Here is a 20413-nt window from a genome sequence, read left to right on the forward strand (position 1 = left end):
AAGTTAGCTTCTAAAGGCGTTATCAACCTTTTAAACAACCATATCGACCAAAATTTGAGCATATATTTTTCTACCTAATTATTTAAAGATGCAGAGAAAAAATACCCATTTGAAAAACACTTATAGCACGAGAAAATCATTGCATTAAACTAAAGATTAGCATAATTTTAGGTAAATTCACTAATTTTACAATTTTAATTAGGAAAAATCTTGAGTAAATTCATACATAATGGTGAAATCGACCGCATCGACAATAAAATCATAGATGCTCTAGTTGAAAATGGCCGAATTTCTATAACCGACCTTGCTGAAAAAGTTGGACTTTCAAAAACTCCCTGTCAATTACGTCTTAAAAAACTGACTGATGATGGCGTTATTACTGGCTTTCGCGCTATTTTAAACCCGGAACGCATGGGACTTGACCATATTGCTTTTGCCGAAGTAAAACTAAGCGACACACGCGAAGCCGCGCTTTTACAATTCAATGAAGCGGTTAAAAAGATTCGTGAAGTTGAAGAATGCCATATGATCGCTAGCAATTTTGATTATTTATTAAAAGTGCGTACCAGCGACATTAAACGCTACCGTATTGTGCTTGGTGAGAAAATATCAACGCTGCCTTTTGTCGCTTCAACCTCTACCTTTGTTGCTATGCAAAATATTGTTGATGCTGGTTTTAAGCGATAAGCATTTGAGAAGACTGAGCACTTTTAAAGGATAGCCCACAAATAGGCTAAGCGCTTTAATAAATGTAATGACTTCTAATTTTATGTATTTTTGTGAAATGAAATGGTACGGTTGATAGGAGTTGAACCTACGACCTCTGGTGCCACAAACCAGCGCTCTAACCAACTGAGCTACAACCGCACAAGAGAATATTAAATTCTGCTTGGCTGACATACGGAAATTCGAACTCATTTGCAAGAGCTTTATGCCAATTTTTTAAAATATTCTGTTAAAATACTTAGATTGGGCCGAGCGATACGCTTGATTGAGGTAGTTTCCTGACCTCAAGCGACTTAAAAACGCTTAAATCCTGATGGGCATTCTTTAAAAGAATCGAAAATTATAGATAAAAGCATCTTTATTTTTATGGAGAACATTTTAATATTTTGATGACAAAACAAAATAAAAAATCCCAAAACTTATTGGTAAGTTCTGGGATTTTGAAATTCATAAAGAATTGCGTTGAATTAGATTGTAAACACGCGCTTCGGCTGGAATTTACCCTGTGCTATAGCGCCAATAGCTAGCACTTTACCTTTAAAAGTAACACAAGCTTCATCTGTTTCAAAAATTGCTTCGCGGCCACGCAAAATAATCGGATTGCCGGTGCGAATACGCTGTGCCTGGTCTTCACCAATGGCATATTGCGGCAAACAATCCAGTGCAGCGCCAGTTTCAATTAAAAGGCCATCAATGGCGGAAAAATCACGGCGCTGGAATGGTTCACCTTCTTCCCTTGGCTCCGGCTTTGGTGGGCACGCAGCCTCAAGCTCTTCCAAGGTTACAAAATCTTCATCGGTGAAAGGCGCAACTTCAATACGGCGCAATTCAGCAATATGACCATAGCAGCCAAGTTCACGCCCCATATCGCGCGCTAATGAGCGCACATAAGTACCTTTGCCACATTCAATTTCAAACAGAGATGAACCATCTTCATTCATTTCTAAAATTGAAATAGCATCTATTTCAACTTCACGGGCGGGTATCTCGACACTTTCACCTTCCCGCGCCAAATCATAAGCACGATTTCCATCAATTTTAATAGCCGAAAATTGTGGTGGTTTTTGCAAAATTACGCCAGTATAATGGGGTAAGATTGCTTCAATTTCTTCGCGAGATGGTCGTTTATCACTTGTTTTAGTGACTTCGCCCTCTAGATCATCGGTATTACGCTCGGCACCCCAAGCAACAACAAATTGGTAAACCTTGGTACCTTCCATGACATAAGGCACAGTTTTTGTCGCTTCACCCAAAGCAATTGGCAACAGACCTGATGCCAATGGATCAAGCGTACCAGCATGGCCAGCCTTTTCGGCACTAAACAACCATTTTATTTTTGAAACCGCTTCGGTTGACCCCATACCTTTTGGCTTGTCTAAAATTACCCAACCGGAAACCGGCCGACCTTTTCTCTTACGCTGGCGTGCCATTCAATTATAATCCTATGCCAAATTTATTATTTATTATCGTCTTCGTTATCATCTTGATGTAGATCACGCATCACTTCAGGGGAACGTAATAAAGCATCAATTTTAGAAAAATTATCAAAACTTGTATCAAGTCTAAAGCGAAATTGCGGCATATATTTCATTTGTCGTAAAATACGTGATAACTCGCCACGAATGAATCGCACATGTGAATTTAATTGCTTGACCACAGCTTCGCCGTCAACATCGCCAAGAGGTGCAACATAGCATGTGGCAATTTTTAAATCTGGCGACATCCGCACTTCGCAGACAGAAAGAACCACTTTTTCCAAAAATGGATCACTTAGCTCTCCACGTTGTAAAAATTGAGCTACAGCATGACGAACCTCTTCACCAACACGAAGCTGGCGCTGTGTGGGCCCAGAATGTTTCATTGCATTACCTTTCAATCAGCTCATTAACGACTACGAGCTGTAATAGCATTTTTGATATTAAATTTGCCCAAAGACGAGAGTCAGGACCTACTAATTTAAATGTAATAAAAGCGCTTCACACCATAACAAATGCAAAGCGCTCCCTATTTTAATTGTGACTTATTGCTGTTTATAAATTGTTATATATGGCAACAGGACAAGATTCCAACATACCATATATATCTTCATAGCTTACAATGTACGGGTGATATGCTCTACGCGGAATGCTTCAATTGTATCACCGGCGCGAATGTCTTCGTAATTTTCAAAGGCCATACCGCATTCTTGACCCATATTAACTTCACTAACTTCATCTTTGAAGCGTTTAAGGGTTTTAAGCTTGCCTTCATGAATAACAACATTATCACGAATAAGGCGTACACCCGCACCACGTTCAACTTTACCATCAGTAACAAGACAGCCTGCAACCTTACCAACCTTGGTGATATTGAAGACTTCACGAATTTCAGCATTACCAATAAAGGTTTCACGGCGTTCTGGCGAAAGCATACCAGACATTGCTGACTTAACATCATCAACGAGATCGTAAATGATATTATAGTAGCGAATTTCAATGCCTTGGCTTTCAGCAGCATCTCGTGCTTGCTTATTGGCACGCACATTGAAACCAAAAATCGCAGCATTGGAAGCAACCGCAAGAGCCACATCGCTTTCAGTAATACCACCAGCACCCGAATGGACGATGCGAGCACGTACTTCATCAGTACCAAGTTTTTCAAGCGAACTCACAATAGCTTCAATCGAGCCTTGAACATCGCCCTTGATAACCAATGGGAAGTCCTTGATGCCAGTTGTTTGCAATTGGTTCATCATCTGCTCGAGGGAACCACGAGAACCAGCCTGTTTTGCAACGGCCTTATCGCGTGACAAGCGTTGACGATATTCAGAAATTTCACGCGCTTGCGCTTCATTTTGAACTACAGCAAAACGATCACCAGCTTGCGGTGTACCTTGCATGCCAAGCACTTCAACCGGAGTTGAAGGACCTGCTTCTTTCATATGTTCGCCGCGTTCGTTTACGAGCGCGCGAACGCGTCCCCAAACATCACCGGCAACAAATATATCACCTGGGTGCAATGAACCTTTTTGTACAAGAACCGTAGCAACAGGACCGCGACCACGATCAAGCTTGGCTTCAATAACCACACCTTCAGCAGTACGTTCAGGATCAGCTTTAAGATCAAGTACTTCAGCTTGTAAAAGAATGGCATCAAGTAGCTTGTCAAGATTAGTTCCAGCTTTTGCAGAAACTTCAACTTCCAAAACTTCACCGCCCAAACTTTCAACAAAGACGTCGTGTTGAAGCAATGCCATACGCACTTTTTGTACATCTGCTTCTGGCTTATCAATCTTGTTGATAGCAACAATGATTGGAACACCAGCAGCTTTAGCATGATTGATAGATTCAATCGTTTGCGGCATGACACTATCATCGGCTGCAACAACTAGAATTGCAATATCGGTGGCTTGCGCACCGCGAGCACGCATTGCTGTAAAGGCAGCGTGACCAGGTGTATCAATAAAGGTAATCTTATGACCGTTCTTTTCAACCTGATAAGCACCAATATGCTGGGTAATACCACCAGCTTCGCCTGAAACCACATTAGCATTACGAATAGCATCAAGTAGCGACGTCTTACCATGATCAACGTGACCCATAATCGTCACAACTGGCGGCCTTGATTCAAACTTGCTTGCGTCATCAGCCATGTTGAAGATACCTTCTTCAACATCAGATTCCGACACGCGCTTAACCGTATGACCAAATTCCGATGCGATTAACTCAGCAGTATCTGCATCAATAACATCGCCCGGCTTCATCATCTGCCCTTGTTTCATCAAGAACTTGATAACATCAACTGAACGCTCTGCCATACGCTGGGCAAGCTCTTGAAGTGTAATAGTCTCTGGCAAAACAACTTCGCGCGAGATCTTTTCACGAACTTCTTGGGTTTGCGACCGCTTGAATTTTTCTTGACGACGGCGCATTGCTGCCATCGAACGACCGCGTGCTTGACCAACATCTTCAAGATTGGATGTAAGAGTAAGCTTACCACGACGACGCTCATCCGCACCTTTAACAACTTTCGGTGTACGAGCAGCATCCACCTTGCTAGGTGCTGCACCACGCTTCACGCCATTACGACGATCATCTTCATCAACTTCAACACGTTTTACTGGTTGGGTACGCGCTTTTGGTGTTAGAATTGGATCAATAACGGTCGATGCATTATCATCAACTGCGCGATTACGAGCCTGCGGCGCACCTTCTTTAATACGAGCCCCATCACGACCAATACGTGCAATACCACCTTCACGTGCCTGTGGTGGCGTATGACGATTTTGGGTATTGCTACCGCGTGCATGATCGCCGCCACGCCCTTGTGAAGCATTGCCTTGCGACGCATTGCCACCACGGCGCTGCCCAGAACGATCATTATTGCGATCACCATTACGGTCATTACCGCGATCATTACGATCATTATTGCGCCCTTGGGCGTTTCTTGGCTGCTCATTACGCTGTGCATCATTTTTAGGCTGCGGCTTAGCAGCTTCCGCCTTAACAACAGGAGCCTTTGCTTCTTCAGCAGCCCTACGTGCGTCTTCTTCAGCTTTTTGCTTAGCTTCTTCGGCAGCTTTCAACTTTGCTTCTTCGGCAGCCTTACGCTCAAGCTCGGCATTTTCTAATGCGCGTCTTTTAGCCTCGGCCTCTGCTTGGATACGCTCTTCTTCAGCACGGATACGTGCGCCTTCTAAAGCGCGCGTACGTGCAGACATTTCAGCTGTAGAAAGCGTATTAGCTTTTTGCTTACCACGTTGTGGGGCCGCAGTTTCAATCGCTGGCTTAGGCCGTGGTGCAATATGCGGCTTAGCTACAACCTGCGTTACGCTTTCAGGGCGTTCATCAGGGCGTGTAACCTTACGCCGTTTAGTTTCAACAACAACGGCTTTGGTCCGGCCATGGCTGAAATTTTGCTTGACCGTACTATGTTCGACACCAGTACGCTTAAGCGTAAGTGTTTTTTTGTTTGAGCCACCTTGGCCCTGATCATCATCTTTTTTATCGGTCATTCCGTTTCCGCTTCCTTCGCGACATCTGCCGTTTTATCGTCCCAGTTCATCAGGCTATCGCCGCGATAAAGCAGCAATTTTCGCACTTTTTCCATGAACCCCTTCGCTGCCATGCCTTTTAAGACTGCAGCATGCATCACATTATTACCACCAAAAGCTAAACTCATTTCATCGCCGGAGAGAATATCTACTACCGGCACGGCACCCAATCCTTGTCTTTCAGCTGCAAAAATTGCCTGAGCAATTTTCCGCTTTCCATCTTCTGCTGCATCTTGTGCATGCAATATTAATGTGGCATTTCCAGAACGAATGGCACTATCGACTTTCATCGCACCACTTACAATACAACCGCCACGTCGGCTTACTGCGAAACTACCAAGAACTGCCTTTTTTAATAATTCATCTACCAAATCAGCCAAGGTTTCTTCAACCACAACATCTTTTTTAAATGCTCTTGAAAATGCTTTGCGTCGCATTGCTTCTTCAAGAGTAGCGCGTGAAGCTAAAACCCATGCACCACGCCCTGGCAAATTGCCCTTGATATCGGGAACAACAATACCATTTAAACCGCTTACAAAGCGAATCATATTTGCGTTGGATCCGCTTTCTCTTGTAATTATACAAGTTCGGTCATTCATAAATATTATAATTTCCCTTTTTTATCGATAGGGCTTTCACCCCATCGCTTAAAACATAATTCACTCAAGCTATTCTTTATGCGCCGACTGTAAATTGTCATCGCCTTCAGCTTCATGCTCAGCTTCTTCTGAGATGGCTTCTTCGTCGCCAACTTCGGCAGCAATTTCTTCTTCCGTTAGCCAACCAACCATGACGCGAGCAGCAACAATCATTTGCTCAGCCTCAGTGCGGCTTACCTCAAAATTAGAGAAAACACCTGGATAATTGACAGTTTCATTGCCCTTACGTTCACGCCAGCCAACAAGATCGTCTGCCGCATAACCAGCAAAATCTTCAACAGTTTTTACACCATCTTCACCAACAGCAACCATCATTGCGGTTGTCATATTCGGAATTTCACGTAAATCATCGCTAACGCCAAGCTCTTGACGTTTTGCATCAAGCTCTGCCTCAATACGCTCAAGATAATCACGTGCACGTTGTTGAATTTCAACTGCAGTATCTTCGTCAAAACCTTCAATTGAGCTTACTTCATCAGCATCAACATAAGCAATTTCTTCTATTGACTCAAAGCCTTCAGAAGCAAGAACCTGTGCGACCATCTCATCAACATCAAGCGCTTCCATAAACAGATTGGAGCGCGTGTTAAATTCTTTTTGGCGCCGTTCAGACTCTTCTTTTTCCGTTAGGATATCGATATCCCAACCGGTAAGCTGCGAGGCAAGACGTACATTTTGACCACGACGACCAATTGCAAGACTAAGCTGATCGCTTGGCACCACAACTTCGATGCGTTCAGATTCTTCATCAAGCACAACTTTTGCAACTTCTGCTGGCTGCAATGCGTTAACGATAAAAGAAGCTGGCTCTGGCGACCAAGGAATAATATCGACTTTTTCACCTTGTAACTCAGTAACAACCGCTTGCACACGACTACCACGCATACCAACGCAAGCACCGACTGGATCAATCGAAGCATCACGAGACACAACGGCAATTTTAGCGCGCGAACCTGGATCACGAGCAACCGATTTAATCTCGATAATACCATCGTAAATTTCAGGCACTTCCATGGTGAATAATTTGGCCATGAATTGTGGATGAGTACGGGATAAAAATACCTGCGGACCACGTTGCTCGCGGCGCACATCATGCACAAATGCACGAATACGATCACCATAACGGAAGGATTCACGCGGAATAAGCTCATCACGACGCAAAATAGCTTCGCCACGACCAAGATCAACAATCACATTGCCATATTCAACGCGCTTAACCGAACCAGAAATAATCTCGCCGATCTTATCCTTATATTCTTCATATTGATGATCGCGCTCAGCTTCACGTACCTTTTGTACGATAACTTGTTTCGCAGACTGCGCTGCAATACGACCAAAATCCATGGGAGGTAAAGGATCAGATAAAAATTCGCCAAGCTTTGCATCAGCCTTAATTTTTTGCGCATCTTTCAATGAAATTTGCGTCACAAAATCATCAACCTTATCAACAACTTCAAGCAAACGCTGCAACTTGATTTCACCCGATTTCGAGTTAATCTCGGCGCGAATATTTGTTTCTTGCCCGAACCGTGAACGCGCAGCCTTTTGAATAGCATCGGCCATAGCAGCAATAACAATTTCACGATCGATAGACTTTTCACGAGCGACAGCATCCGCAATTTGCAGAAGTTCAAGTCTGTTAGCACTCACAGCCATCGGGTTCTCTCCTTATTTGGTTGTCGCAACGCCCCAACAAAGCAAGGCAATTTACGTCATTTTGCTTTTTAAGACTGCTTGGAAACATCCTTGCCGTCAGCATTTTCATTATCTTGCACATCATCGCCACCCAACTCATCTTCAGGAATAAGCGATTGACGCAAAGCCTTATCTTTACGCAAAGCATCGCGAATAAGATCATCTGTCAATATAAGCCTTGCATCACTTAAAAGATTAAAACCAATTTTAACTGACAATGCTTCACCATAGGCGGCCTTATCTGTCCTTATAGTAAAACCATCACCATCCACTGATTCGATATGACCGCGGAACTTACGGCGACCATCAACCATTTCACTGGTTTCGACCTTAGCAATATGTCCACGCCAATTAACAAAATCAGATTTACGCACGAGCGCACGATCAATACCAGGAGATGAAACTTCCAAATGGTATTTACGTTCAATAACATCTTCAACGTCAAGCACAGGAGAAACCGTACGACTAACAATTTCGCAATCATCAATGGTCATCGTGCCATCGGCGCGCTCTGCCATAATCTGCAAGGTAAGACCATTGAGACCCGAAAGATTAATGCGAACGATACGATAGCCGAGAGGTTTCAAAACTGGTGCAATAACAGCATTAACACGTGCTTCAACCCCAATTTCTTCAAATAAACGAGGTTCATTTATATCACTGACAGGCACATTAACTTCCTGTTCGTCACTGTGATCATTTACCGTGTCACTGGTATTTTTTGTCATTAATAGGTCCTGTATCAAGATGTTTTTGTAAAAAGCTTTAAGCTTTTTAAAACAGTAATATTTCAAAAATATAAGATTTCATTCATCAAGCTTTAGATTCACAAAATTAATAATTCAAAAGCCGATTAAAATACTTTCTTACCTTGATTTAGGTAACAAAAAAGAGCGGGTCCAAGATGGCCCACCCTTGTCAACGTGATCAAGAATTTATCCTTATGTACTCTATTTCCCCCGCTATTTCAAGGGGGGATAGTTGATAAGCGTAAAACACCACATGTTTCTTCCGTATCAAAGAGATTTTTTATTTCGACTAATTGCAAAATAGCTTGATAGGTACATTACTTTGTCTTAGAATTTTACCAACCAATTTAGTTTAGGTTTTGCTATGCGTTTATCAAATGACGACATCATACACATGATCAACAAACGCCTTGCCAAAGAGCGCGAACTTGAAAAATATGAGCCTCAAAGCCTTAAACTTACCCCAAAAGATCACCTGCGCCAGATAATCACAATAGTGAAAGGTAAGGCAGTCACATTTTCTATTGTTGAAACTAACAAAAAATAAATTTTAAATACGACCGTACTCGCTGTCGCCTACTTCAAGACAGCGACTAGTCAGTAGTTGAAGCTGCAACAATTGTAAAAACTTTCGTCAAAGGATCATAAACAGTCCAATAAAAACAACCCCACCATTCTTTACCATTACTAAAATAAAACTCTTGCCAATCGTCATTCCAAGAATAGATTTCTAACTCTTTGCGATTTGGAAAAAGCTCATAATTAACAGCCTCCCAATCATCTAAATTTTTTTCCGCCATAAAATAAGGCGTTAATGCAAAAGCATAAGCATATTGCTCATATTCACAATTATTTAGCCTACCACTAATACAATTGCCTTTCTCATCGAAGATACCATCCCAAACCCAACTAGGTCTCAAGAAAAAACGGTCAACCGAATATGGCACTCCACTCAACTTATCTACTTCAATCTTTCTCGTAAAATTAAAGTCATCATTTTTATTACATGAAGAAAGTCTTACTTTTTCAAAATATCGTTCAATACGCAACAATATCTCTTCCATAGCATGAAGTGCAGCCAATTTATGACTAACCTTGCCCTCATAATCTCCTTTTAAATGTAATTGGACATATTCAACTACGCAATATAAATATTTTTCATGTAACAACTCAGAAAAATCGGGATTTAAGAGCTCAAATAGATCATTGCGTATAAAAGTCATAATTTCCCCATCACGATTAAAATTTTATCATCAAAGACGACAAATTTCCCCAGTAATAATAACTCGCTAATTTTTGGAATTAAAGCAAAAAATAAAAAAGCGCGGCCAATATTTCACAGCCGCGCTTCATTAATAAAAAACTACGGATATATCCTAGTTTTGTGGTTTTACAACTCCAGTTGGGTTGCGCATAAGATCAAAAAATGACCAATCTGGCGTAATAACCATTGGTGTATCTTTGATACTTTGATACTTATCCATCGATAGCCAAAACTGGTAAAAATTTGGATTTGACTCTACCGCATCATTCATCAAACGTGCGGCCTCAGCTTGTCCTTCACCTTTTAAAACTTCGGCATCACGCGCAGCAATGGCAACGCTTTCCACATAGCTTCTATCAGCCTTCGCGATAATGCTGATGCGTTCAGCATTACCAAGAGACAAAATACTTTCAGCTGCTGCTCGGCGTTCTTGATTCATACGCTCATAAATACCATTCGACAAATCTGTCGGCAGGTCAGTTTTACGGATACGCACATCAACAATATCGATACCTAAAGGCTTTGCTTCTTCAACCATCTGCCGTTGGATATCGCGCATCATTTCAACTCGTTGATCTGATAGGGCGGCATTAAAATCACGAACACCATAAACAGCACCAAGGGCACTACGAAAACGTTGATCAAGATTGCGCTTTTCCGCAGTTTCTGGACGACCATCACCAATTTGCTTAATGAACATTTCAGCATCAACAATGCGGTAAATTAAGAACGCATCGACTTCATAATAGCGCCCATTTTTTACCTGCACTGAATAGGTTGGCAGGTCGTAACGCAATAAGCGATTATCAACCCGAACAACATCTTCAACCAATGGCATTTTAAAATAAAGCCCAGGAGCTTTTTCTGTCCGCACAATTTGGCTAACCCGTTTTACAACAACTTGCTCATTAGGATAAACAATATAGACGGACATTGATATGCCAACAACAATAACAACTAAGGCAATTAGAATTGCAATCAGAGAACCCTGCTTCATGATTATTTCGCTCCCCCAATGCTTGGATTAGTTGTCGTCGTTGAGGTTGCGCTACTTGCTGTAGGTGCCCGCAACATATTATTTAGCGGCAAATAAGGTACAACGCCGCTATTACCCTTATCAATCACCAACTTATTAGGTGATGATAAAACCTGCTCCATCGTATCAACGTAAATACGATAACGTGTTGCGTCAGGTGCATTCTTTTCTTCTTGTGCAATAGCTCTAAAGCGTTGGGCGCGACCATCCGCTTCTGCAATTACGCGGGCTTTATATGCGCTTGCAGCTTCAACTAGGCGAGATACTTCACCCTGTGCTTCACCCTCTTTTTTATTCCGATACTGATCTGCAGTACTAACCATTTGGTTTCGCTGCTGTTCAGCCTGTTGGACAAGATTAAAGGCCTCCATCACCTTTTTAGGAGGAGCAGCATCATTAATTGCTACCTCTTTAAGGGTTACACCAACTTTATATTGATTAAGTGTATTTGCAATAATGGCCACAACTTCACGGGCGATTTCTGGACGCTTATCACGCAGAACATCATTCATCGGACGACGCCCTACTACCTCGCGCATAGCACTTTCTGCCACCTGCTTGATTGTTTCAATTGGTTGAGAAACGTTAAACAAGAATTCTTCCGGATGGGTAACATTAAAGTAAAGGGCAAATTTTACATTAACAATATTTTGATCGCTTGTTAGCATAAGGCCAGAAACTTCATCATTTCCTATGCTAATGTTGCGTTCAGCTGTGCCAGTTTTTACATAATCTTCAATCGGCCATAAGCGAAAATGCATGCCATCGGATAAAATTTGTTGTTGAGGCACACCAAAGCGTAGTTTAATAGCCTTTTCGTTTGGCTGCACAAAGAAAATAGATTTATAAGCAACGAAAATAACGGCAAGGACTATGATAACAAAAACAATCATTCCACCGCCAAATTGTTGCAATTTTTGCTGGCCCTTGCGTAATAAATCGTCCATATCTGGCGGTGTTGGTCCATTTTTGCCGCCGCCATTATTGCCGCCGCTACCACCGTTACTACTGCCATTATTACCATTATTGCCGCTGCCATTGGGACGACCCCAAGGGCTTTTGTTGCCATCATTATTATTTCCACCGCCCCATGGGCCGCTTTTACTTTCGCTGCCTCCCAATGGGCCGCTGCCTCCGCTTTGATTACTCCAGGGCATCTCTACCTCATTTTTTGCATGAAATTCACGCTTAATTGATCGTGCATTGGTTATAGGGATCAAAATGGTGGCTTTCAACGCAAGACACCATTTTTTTCTGATTTTTTTAGTCTTTTATTAAAAAATTCGACGATTATTAGATAAAATGTCTATTTATGATAAAATTTAAAGTTTTTTTACAAAACTATCAACAACGCGCTTTTGTCCCGCCTTGTCAAAATCAATGGTTAATTTAGTTCCCTCAATATTCGCAACATCACCATTGCCAAATTTCATATGGAAAACACGATCGCCAATCTTAAAATCCGATGCTACATCAGAAACAGATTTTGCAACTAATTCCCCATTAATTGTTTTGCCGTTAAACTTATTTGCGCCAAATCCTGCTTGCGCCTCACCATAGCCAACGCGCTCAACATTAGCACCAGAACGGTTCCCCCAATTGTCGCGCGTTGCCTTATTTTTATGTTGTTGGGCACGTTGCCAACCGGGTGTTGCATAGGTGTTTTCAAATGGATCATGGCGATCAAAGCGCGATTGACCATAGCCTCCATAGCTGGTGTCTACCGCACCAACTTCAACATGACCTTCCGGTAATTCATCCAGGAAGCGTGAGGGAATTGTTGTTTGCCAAAGGCCATGAATACGGCGGTTGGAAACAAACCAAATATGAAGATTCTTTTTAGCCCGCGTTACACCAACATAAGCAAGGCGGCGCTCTTCCTCAAGACCAGATCGCCCCCCTTCATCTAGGGAACGTTGATGGGGAAATAACCCTTCCTCCCAACCTGGTAAGAACACCGTATCAAATTCTAAGCCCTTAGCGGAATGCAAGGTCATAATATTAACCGCATCAGTCGCCTCATTTTGCTCGGCATCCATGACCAATGAGACATGTTCTAAAAAGCCGCGCAGGCTTTCAAACTCTTCCATTGAGCGGATAAGCTCTTTCAAGTTTTCAAGCCGCCCCGGAGCTTCTGCCGAGCGATCATTTTGCCACATTGCCGTATAGCCAGACTCGTCAAGTATTGCTTCAGCAAGTTCAGTATGGGGGGTATTATTGAGCCTATCTTGCCAACGGCGGAAATTCTCCACCACTTCACGCAAGGCACTGCGCGGCTTTGGCTTTAATTCATCGGTCTCAATCAGTTCTGCACTTGCGGCAAACATCGAAATATTACGCGCCCGCGCCGCATCATGGATTTGCCTAATAGTAGCATCACCAAGACCGCGCTTTGGCGTATTAACAATACGCTCAAAAGCAAGATCATCCAAAGGTTGCGCAACAACCCGAAAATAAGCCATAGCATCGCGAATTTCCATCCGCTCGTAAAAGCGCGGACCGCCAATCACCCGATAATTTAAACCAAGCGTTACAAAGCGATCTTCAAATTCGCGCATTTGAAATGAAGCACGCACCAAAATAGCCATGTCATTAAGCGCGTGGCCTTGGCGTTGCAATTGTTCAATCTCTTCGCCAACGGCGCGGGCTTCTTCTTCAGAATCCCAAGCCGCATGCACTTGCACTTTTTGTGCATTACTGTGATCTAGCTCGGTAAATAGAGTTTTACCAAGCCGCCCCTCATTATAAGAAATAAGGTGCGATGCGGTTGCCAAAATATGGGTGGTTGAGCGATAATTGCGCTCAAGCCGCACAACGACAGCGCCGGGAAAATCTTTTTCAAAGCGTAAAATATTATCAACTTCAGCGCCGCGCCAACCATAAATAGACTGGTCATCATCGCCCACACAGCACAAATTAACCGTTTCGCCATTTGGGCGTTGCGCTAAAAGGCGTAACCACAAATACTGCGCTGTATTGGTGTCTTGATATTCGTCAACTAAAATATACCGGAATTTTTTATGATACTCACGCAAAACATCGGGATTGTTTTGGAAAATACGAATTGGATGCAACAGCAAATCGCCAAAATCACAGCAATTCAAAACTTTCAGGCGATCTTGATAAGCTCGGTAAAGTTCACGGCCCTTGCCATTACCAAATGAACGTGCATCACCTTCAGAAATTTTTTCAGGCGATAGGCCACGATTTTTCCAGCCATCAATCATTTGCGCAAAAGCGCGAGCTGGCCAACGCTTATCATCAAGCCCTTCAGCCTGAATAAGTTGTTTGATAAGACGAATAACATCATCAGTATCAAGAATTGTAAAATCACTGCGTAAACCAGCAAGCTCGGCATGGCGGCGCAATAATTTAACACCAATTGAATGGAAGGTACCAAGCCAAGGCATGCCTTCAACCGCTCCGCCAACAAGATCGCCAATACGGTGCTTCATCTCACGCGCGGCTTTATTGGTAAAGGTAACGGCTAAAATTTGGCTAGGATAGGCAAGGCCTAAGGATAAAATATGGCCAATACGGGTGGTTAAAACACGGGTTTTACCCGTTCCTGCACCGGCAAGCACAAGCACCGGTCCTTCTGTGGTAACAACTGCTAAACGTTGCTCAGGATTTAACCCATCAAGATAGGCGGCTTCCGCTGGCTTTAATTGCCGCGCAGCCATAGCCCTTGCCGCAATGCCACCAGTTCTTACTGGTGGAACATCTTCACGCTGTGGCTTTTCATCATCGTCAAAAAACGGTATATCATCTGGAAAATCGCTCATAGTTTATATTTAGTGCATTATGAACTAAACTGCCAGTTCCGCGATTAAAAATTTAAAAGTTTTCCTAGGGAATTTAAACAAAGACATCATTTTTGTTTTAAACCTCAAATAATAATCTGCAAAACTACGGTACAATTTCTAACGATTTGCAAAAAACATTGGCGAGGCTTCACCTATTATATCAGAGCTCTGACTTTTAACGCCTTGACTTAATTAATGAAATATTGCTTTTATTAGCATTGATAATTTTGATGAAATTATCAATTAAAGCAAAGGAAATGAATATGTTAAAAGTTATTGCTGAATTTTTCATAAAAGAAGATGCTATTGATGTGGTTTTGCCATATTTTAAACAGCTCGTTGATGAAACTCGTAAAGAGCCACTTTGTATTTCGTATAATCTTTGCATAGACCAAGAAGATAAAAGCCATTTTATTTTCATCGAACAATGGCCAGATAAAAATGCATTGGATATTCATAGTGCAAGCGAGCATTTTCAAAAATTAGTACCGCTTATCGATTTGCATAAGAAGCAAGATGCACGGATCATCTTAATGGATGAGCTTAATCTGTAATAACTCATTCCTAAAGCTACAAATGAGATAAAACTTAAATAGATTTGGTGCTTTTAGCTCAAACAATTAAACTTTTGACCTAAAATAAATATCTCAAAGAATGCGCTCTGCATTTGAGTGAATTTCAAAGCTTTGTCCACGCGCCCTTGCAATAACTGTAAGATTAGCAGCCTTGCCTATGCGCAAGGCTTCAGCCGTTGGCGCTGAAATACCAATAACAACACCGCTACCAGCAATTGCAGCTTTTTGAATAATCTCAACGGACAAACGGCTAGTGACAACAATTGCCCCAGCGCCAATATCAACTCCCTGCAGAAGCAAAGTGCCTATAAGCTTATCAACGGCATTATGGCGGCCAATATCTTCACAAATTTCCAGTAATCCCTGCCCTGCAACATAAAAACCGGCAGCATGGGCACAGCGGGTGAGTTGATTTAATTTTTGCCCCAAATTCAAAAGTCCAACAGCGTCACAAATATCGTTTGCTGTAAGCGAAATATCACCTTTATACTGAGGTACAATGCGCATTGCAGCTTCAATAGATTCAACACCGCATAGGCCACAACCAACAGGGCCTGCCATATGGCGACGACGTTTTAAAAAAGCAGTTCGCGGCCGCTCATCTAATCGCAATTGAATATCAACACCATCATCAAGTTGATTAATATTAATTTCATCAATTTCATCAATATGCGAAATAATGTTTTCAGTTAAACTAAAACCAACAGCAAATTCTGCCAAATCATCGGGGGTTGCCATCATTACTGCATGGGTCGTGCCGTCATAACTTACAGCTACGGCTATTTCTTCGGCAATGGCAACCTCAATTGGCTGTTTCACGCCATTTTCCACCCGTGTGACACAGTCCATACGGTTAACCGGCGCGCCCACCAGCTCGGAAAAAATGGGGATTTTCTTCTTCAATTTATTAAATCCAAATTATCTTTTGGCCAACATAGCAAAATAGCTATTTGAAAACAAACAGCTATTTAAATCAAATGCATATGGCTAAACAGTAGCCTTTGTCAATTTACTTTTTCCGCCTTAAAGGACGGATCACAATCTGGACAACAAGCAGCATAAAAACGCGTTTTGTCTGTTTTACCAATGCCGGGATTAAAACTATTGGTTGGATCAAGCTTCATATAATGATTGGCAAGGGCTGGCTTTGCTTTATAAAGATGGCCAACATTATGCTCTGCTGGATATTCCGCGCCGCGTTTATCAAGCACTTCCAGCATTTTTGCCTTTAATGCTTTAACATCAACACCTTTTTTGACCACATAATCTTGATGCAGCACATGGCAGAAAAAATGGCCATAATAAGCCTTTTGCTCAATTTGCGCATCAATTTCTGGAGGCAAGCGCTCAAACCAATCATCATCATTGCGCCGCAAGGCGATATCAAGTGCTAAGACATCTTCTGATGTTTTGGGGTGAACCAGCGCATATCGAATAACAGCGCCAGCTGCAACAAAGCGATTAAGCATTGCCTTTTTGCCTTCATCGGCATCGCATAAAAACCAACCAGATCCAACAGTTTCATTTAGCAAAGCTTCAGTCTGCTCCGACAATTTGCTCGAAACTTTCAAAATAAGATGATGTTCATATTGATTGCGATAATCAAGCATACGTTTTGGCATAACATCTGGCACAAGCTGCGTCGCTAATTGAATCATACGGTCTGATAGATTTACCGGCAAAAACGATAAATGCTCAAGTCTTGTATCAAGTGATTTTTTAAAGGCAAAAAAGCCCGGCAAGCGTTTAGTGCCAAGCTTATGAATCATAAGCAATGTATCTTTGCCATATTTATGAGAAATATCAAAACAGTCTCGATGCATATATTCACCGCTTATCGGCAATTCATCAAATTCACTTAGCATACGGCGGCGCAAAACAGTTAAATCATTGGTATCATTGGTACCAATATAATAGATTTTACTGTTTTCTTCTTTCGCAAAACTATCAAGGCGTACAGCAAAAACCGCTATTTTACCTGCAGAGCCTGCAGCTTCAAAAAGCCCTGAGGGATCAGCATTAAACCTTGCAGGGGTTGCCGCATCCACCTCACGCACTTTTTGGCTATATTCATGATTGGAAGCCGCGCCAACATCATAGCTAACCCATGCTGGATCGATCACCTTATTATCAAGCTTGGTCAAGATTTCTTCTGCAGTTTCACCAAGATCAATGCCTAAATGATTAACAAGTTGTAACTCGCCTTTTTCATCAATTTGCGCAAATAGCGATAATTCCGTATAAGCTGGCCCTCTTTTTACCAAAGCACCGCCAGAATTATTACAAATACCACCAATGATAGATGCACCTATACAAGACGAGCCAATTACCGAATGGGGCTCACGATTAAAGCTGCTTAAAATATCCTCAAGTTTATAAAGAGTGCCACCTGGTTGACTGATAATTTGCTTGCCCTCATCCAACACATAAATATGATCAAGGCGAAGGGTGGAAATAATTGCGACATCGCGCTCATAACTGCCTTTAGGGGTTGATCCTTCCGTAAGGCCCGTATTAGATGCCTGCATAATGATAATGAAATCATTGGTAACCAATATTTTTAAACACTGCCATAATTCTGTTAATGAGCCAGGGATAATGACTAGCTTTGCATCGCCTTCGCCTGAGCGGAAGCCCTTACGATAACGCTCGGTTTGATTTGCATCGGTTAAGCAATACTTTTCACCAACAATACCTTTAATACTAGCAATAACAGAATTATCGGTCATGTTGAGCCTCCCTAAATCAAGTAAACCATTTTCTTTCAGCTCTAATGCATTTTTCATTATAAGTAAAACATTTAAAACTAAGCCGTTATATTAAAACGATTAATATGATAAAACCCATAAGACTTGTTTGTTGGATATTGGCATGCCTTGGCTAACTTTAATAAAAACGCTATAGTTGTATTTAGAACGAAGCTAAATAGCCTGTAAAGGAAAAGACAATGGCAAAATTTGTCCATAGCATGATCCGCGTCCTTGAAGAAAAGCGATCAGTTGATTTTTACCAAAAAGCATTCAATTTAAAGGTTGCAGAAAAAATAGAATTTGACGACTTTACATTAATTTACTTGAGCAATGAAGAAAATAGTTTTGAATTGGAATTAACAGTCAATAAAGGCCGAACCGAGCCTTATAATCTTGGTGATGGCTATGGCCATGCAGCTTTTGTCGTTGATGATATTGATGCTACCCATGCCCAATTTGAACGTCATGGCTTTGCCCCACGTAAATTGGTGCAATTAGATCAACAGGGTAAAAAAGTTGCACGTTTTTTCTTTGTGACCGACCCTGATGGCTACCAAATTGAAGTTATTGAAAAAGGTGGTCGCTTTGGTTAGTTTTTTTAATATTTTGCATTATAATTTGCCAAATCACGAACAAAGTTCTTTTAGCTATTTCAGTTGAAATCTATTTTATAATAAAACCGCAATATTGGTGACTTATAATAGTTTAACTTTCGCGATGAATTAAAGGAAAAACTATGTTTAAAGTTGGCGATATTGTAAAGCTTAAATCAGGTGGCCCTGCCATGACCACCCAAAAGGTTGATGGCGGCAAGGCAACCTGTATCTGGTTTAAAGATGATAGACTTAAAACGGCAGTTTTTCGCAAAGATACTATTGAATTGGTTAATCCGGTTGAAAAAACAGACAAAGTAAAAGCTGACCTTTTACCTGTTTTTAAAACAACACCAATTGTTGCAAAGGGCGATGAAACAAACAAAAAGGCTGTAAAGTCTAAAACTGCCAAGCCCAAAACAGCCGCAGCAGATACGATTTCTTCTGATCGTAAAGATGAAGACTAGATACAATCAAAGGTGCAATTTTATAAGTTGCACCTTTGATTTTATTGATAAGCGAATGGGGCGCAATATTTCGACTTAAAGCTCAGCCTCAAAAGACATCACTTGTCTATCGGGTAAAAATTGGCCAATGCGTTTAATTTCCCAATGCAGGTCAATACCGCAATTGGCAAATACTTTTTGGCGTACTGTTTCACCCAATAATTCAAGGTCATAGGCGGTTGCATTGCCAACATTAATCATAAAGTTGCAATGCATGGGCGACATTTGTGCGCCGCCAATTTGTAAACCACGGCACCCTGCCTCATCAATAACTTTCCAAGCTGACGTGCCATCAGGATTACGAAATGTTGAGCCACCAGTTTTTTCTCGCACCGGCTGCACATTTTCGCGATGTTGAATAACCTCGTCACGCGCCGCCATAATATCAGATTCATTGGCTTGATGACCAGAAAATACCGCAGAGGTAAAAATAAGATCATCGGCAATAGCAATATGACGATAAGAAAAGCCCATATCAGCCGCTTTAATAATATGCTTATTACCTTGCCGATCTAGTGCATGGGCTTCCACCAAACGCTCTGCCGTCTCAATACCATTGGCACCGGCATTCATCCGTAAAGCGCCGCCAATGCTGCCGGGGATACCAAAATAAAAATGAAAGCCCCCTATTTTCGCGTTAAGTGCAGCAGTAGCCAAGCTTTTATCCGATGCAGCAGCCCCCGCAACCAATTGTCCAACATCATTGATGACAACATTGCCAAAACCTTTGGCGGAAAGGCGAACAACAACGCCTTTTATACCACCATCACGCACCATCAAATTAGAGCCAATACCAACGATGGTTAATGGAATATGTTCTGGCAATGATTGTAGTAAAACTGCCAAATCGTCTTCATCTGCCGGTTGAAAAAATACCTCAGCAGGGCCACCGGTGCGAAACCATGTAACCTTGCTCATATCAGCATTGGCCTGCAAACGACCCCGCAATTGGTCAATTGGCAATTGTTTTAAAAGTGCTTCACCATCAATTGCTTTATATATTGTCATTTATAAAACCAATC

At 41.9% G+C, this 20413-nt stretch carries 18 protein-coding genes and 1 tRNA gene; 5 read left to right on the forward strand and 14 right to left on the reverse strand.

Going from position 1 to position 20413, the window contains the following annotated elements:
* Positions 1-210: 210 nt before the first annotated feature.
* Positions 211-687 carry an Lrp/AsnC family transcriptional regulator gene (locus N6A79_RS09595; RefSeq protein WP_262078337.1) on the forward strand — a complete coding sequence of 159 codons (477 nt, stop codon included), beginning with the start codon at positions 211-213 and terminating at the stop codon, positions 685-687.
* Positions 688-790: 103 nt separating this feature from the next.
* Here the strand turns inward: N6A79_RS09595 and N6A79_RS09600 are convergent.
* The 7 genes from N6A79_RS09600 to rimP form a co-directional block, all read right to left on the reverse strand.
* Positions 791-867: transfer RNA gene (locus N6A79_RS09600), tRNA-His, on the reverse strand.
* Positions 868-1193: 326 nt separating this feature from the next.
* Positions 1194-2156, reverse strand: a complete 963-nt coding sequence (gene truB / locus N6A79_RS09605) for a tRNA pseudouridine(55) synthase TruB (protein ID WP_268545767.1) — start codon at positions 2154-2156, stop codon at positions 1194-1196.
* Positions 2157-2182: 26 nt separating this feature from the next.
* A complete protein-coding gene (gene rbfA / locus N6A79_RS09610) occupies positions 2183-2587 on the reverse strand; it encodes a 30S ribosome-binding factor RbfA (protein ID WP_182417411.1) in 405 nt (134 codons plus the stop codon).
* A gap of 231 nt (positions 2588-2818) precedes the next feature.
* Positions 2819-5719 carry a translation initiation factor IF-2 gene (gene infB / locus N6A79_RS09615; RefSeq protein ID WP_268545768.1) on the reverse strand — a complete coding sequence of 967 codons (2901 nt, stop codon included), beginning with the start codon at positions 5717-5719 and terminating at the stop codon, positions 2819-2821.
* Positions 5716-6357: an RNA-binding protein gene (locus N6A79_RS09620; protein ID WP_268545769.1), complete on the reverse strand. Its 642-nt coding sequence runs from the start codon at positions 6355-6357 to the stop codon at positions 5716-5718. The genes infB and N6A79_RS09620 overlap by 4 nt, the downstream gene beginning before the upstream one ends.
* A gap of 69 nt (positions 6358-6426) precedes the next feature.
* Entirely contained in the window at positions 6427-8073 is a 1647-nt protein-coding gene (nusA, locus tag N6A79_RS09625; RefSeq protein WP_268545770.1) for a transcription termination factor NusA, read from the reverse strand.
* Between the two features lie 68 nt (positions 8074-8141).
* Positions 8142-8840 carry a ribosome maturation factor RimP gene (gene rimP / locus N6A79_RS09630; RefSeq protein ID WP_182417415.1) on the reverse strand — a complete coding sequence of 233 codons (699 nt, stop codon included), beginning with the start codon at positions 8838-8840 and terminating at the stop codon, positions 8142-8144.
* A gap of 385 nt (positions 8841-9225) precedes the next feature.
* On the opposite strand from rimP, the gene N6A79_RS09635 reads away from it, so the two are divergent.
* On the forward strand, positions 9226-9408 hold the full coding sequence (locus tag N6A79_RS09635; protein ID WP_268545771.1) for a hypothetical protein: 183 nt from the start codon (positions 9226-9228) through the stop codon (positions 9406-9408).
* Between the two features lie 46 nt (positions 9409-9454).
* Here the strand turns inward: N6A79_RS09635 and N6A79_RS09640 are convergent, their stop codons facing one another.
* The 4 genes from N6A79_RS09640 to N6A79_RS09655 all read right to left on the reverse strand — a co-directional run bounded on the left by N6A79_RS09640 (position 9455) and on the right by N6A79_RS09655 (position 14946).
* Positions 9455-10084: a hypothetical protein gene (locus N6A79_RS09640; RefSeq protein WP_268545773.1), complete on the reverse strand. Its 630-nt coding sequence runs from the start codon at positions 10082-10084 to the stop codon at positions 9455-9457.
* 153 nt (positions 10085-10237) lie between these two features.
* Complete coding sequence (gene hflC / locus N6A79_RS09645) at positions 10238-11122, reverse strand: protease modulator HflC (RefSeq protein WP_268545774.1); 885 nt, start codon at positions 11120-11122, stop codon at positions 10238-10240.
* 2 nt (positions 11123-11124) lie between these two features.
* Positions 11125-12318, reverse strand: coding sequence for an FtsH protease activity modulator HflK (gene hflK / locus N6A79_RS09650; RefSeq protein WP_268545775.1), 1194 nt, complete (start codon positions 12316-12318; stop codon positions 11125-11127).
* 165 nt (positions 12319-12483) lie between these two features.
* Entirely contained in the window at positions 12484-14946 is a 2463-nt protein-coding gene (locus tag N6A79_RS09655; protein ID WP_268545776.1) for an ATP-dependent helicase, read from the reverse strand.
* 284 nt (positions 14947-15230) lie between these two features.
* On the opposite strand from N6A79_RS09655, the gene N6A79_RS09660 reads away from it, so the two are divergent.
* Entirely contained in the window at positions 15231-15521 is a 291-nt protein-coding gene (locus tag N6A79_RS09660; RefSeq protein WP_268545778.1) for a putative quinol monooxygenase, read from the forward strand.
* Between the two features lie 93 nt (positions 15522-15614).
* Here the strand turns inward: N6A79_RS09660 and fdhD are convergent, their stop codons facing one another.
* Both fdhD and dld read right to left on the reverse strand, forming a co-directional pair.
* Entirely contained in the window at positions 15615-16445 is an 831-nt protein-coding gene (fdhD, locus tag N6A79_RS09665; protein WP_268545779.1) for a formate dehydrogenase accessory sulfurtransferase FdhD, read from the reverse strand.
* Positions 16446-16546: 101 nt separating this feature from the next.
* The gene (dld, locus tag N6A79_RS09670; protein ID WP_268545781.1) at positions 16547-18271 is read right to left on the reverse strand and encodes a D-lactate dehydrogenase; all 1725 of its coding nucleotides are present in this window, start codon (positions 18269-18271) and stop codon (positions 16547-16549) included.
* 218 nt (positions 18272-18489) lie between these two features.
* Here dld and N6A79_RS09675 point away from each other — a divergent pair, with 218 nt between their 5' ends.
* The gene (locus N6A79_RS09675; protein ID WP_268545782.1) at positions 18490-18885 is read left to right on the forward strand and encodes a VOC family protein; all 396 of its coding nucleotides are present in this window, start codon (positions 18490-18492) and stop codon (positions 18883-18885) included.
* Positions 18886-19028: 143 nt separating this feature from the next.
* Entirely contained in the window at positions 19029-19352 is a 324-nt protein-coding gene (locus N6A79_RS09680) for a YodC family protein (RefSeq protein WP_268545784.1), read from the forward strand.
* A 75-nt stretch (positions 19353-19427) separates the two neighbouring features.
* On the opposite strand, the gene murB is transcribed toward N6A79_RS09680, so the two are convergent.
* Positions 19428-20399 carry a UDP-N-acetylmuramate dehydrogenase gene (murB, locus tag N6A79_RS09685; RefSeq protein WP_268545785.1) on the reverse strand — a complete coding sequence of 324 codons (972 nt, stop codon included), beginning with the start codon at positions 20397-20399 and terminating at the stop codon, positions 19428-19430.
* Between the last annotated feature and the right edge of the window lie 14 nt (positions 20400-20413).

This window comes from Bartonella sp. HY761 (assembly GCF_026743145.1).
Lineage (GTDB): Bacteria > Pseudomonadota > Alphaproteobacteria > Rhizobiales > Rhizobiaceae > HY038.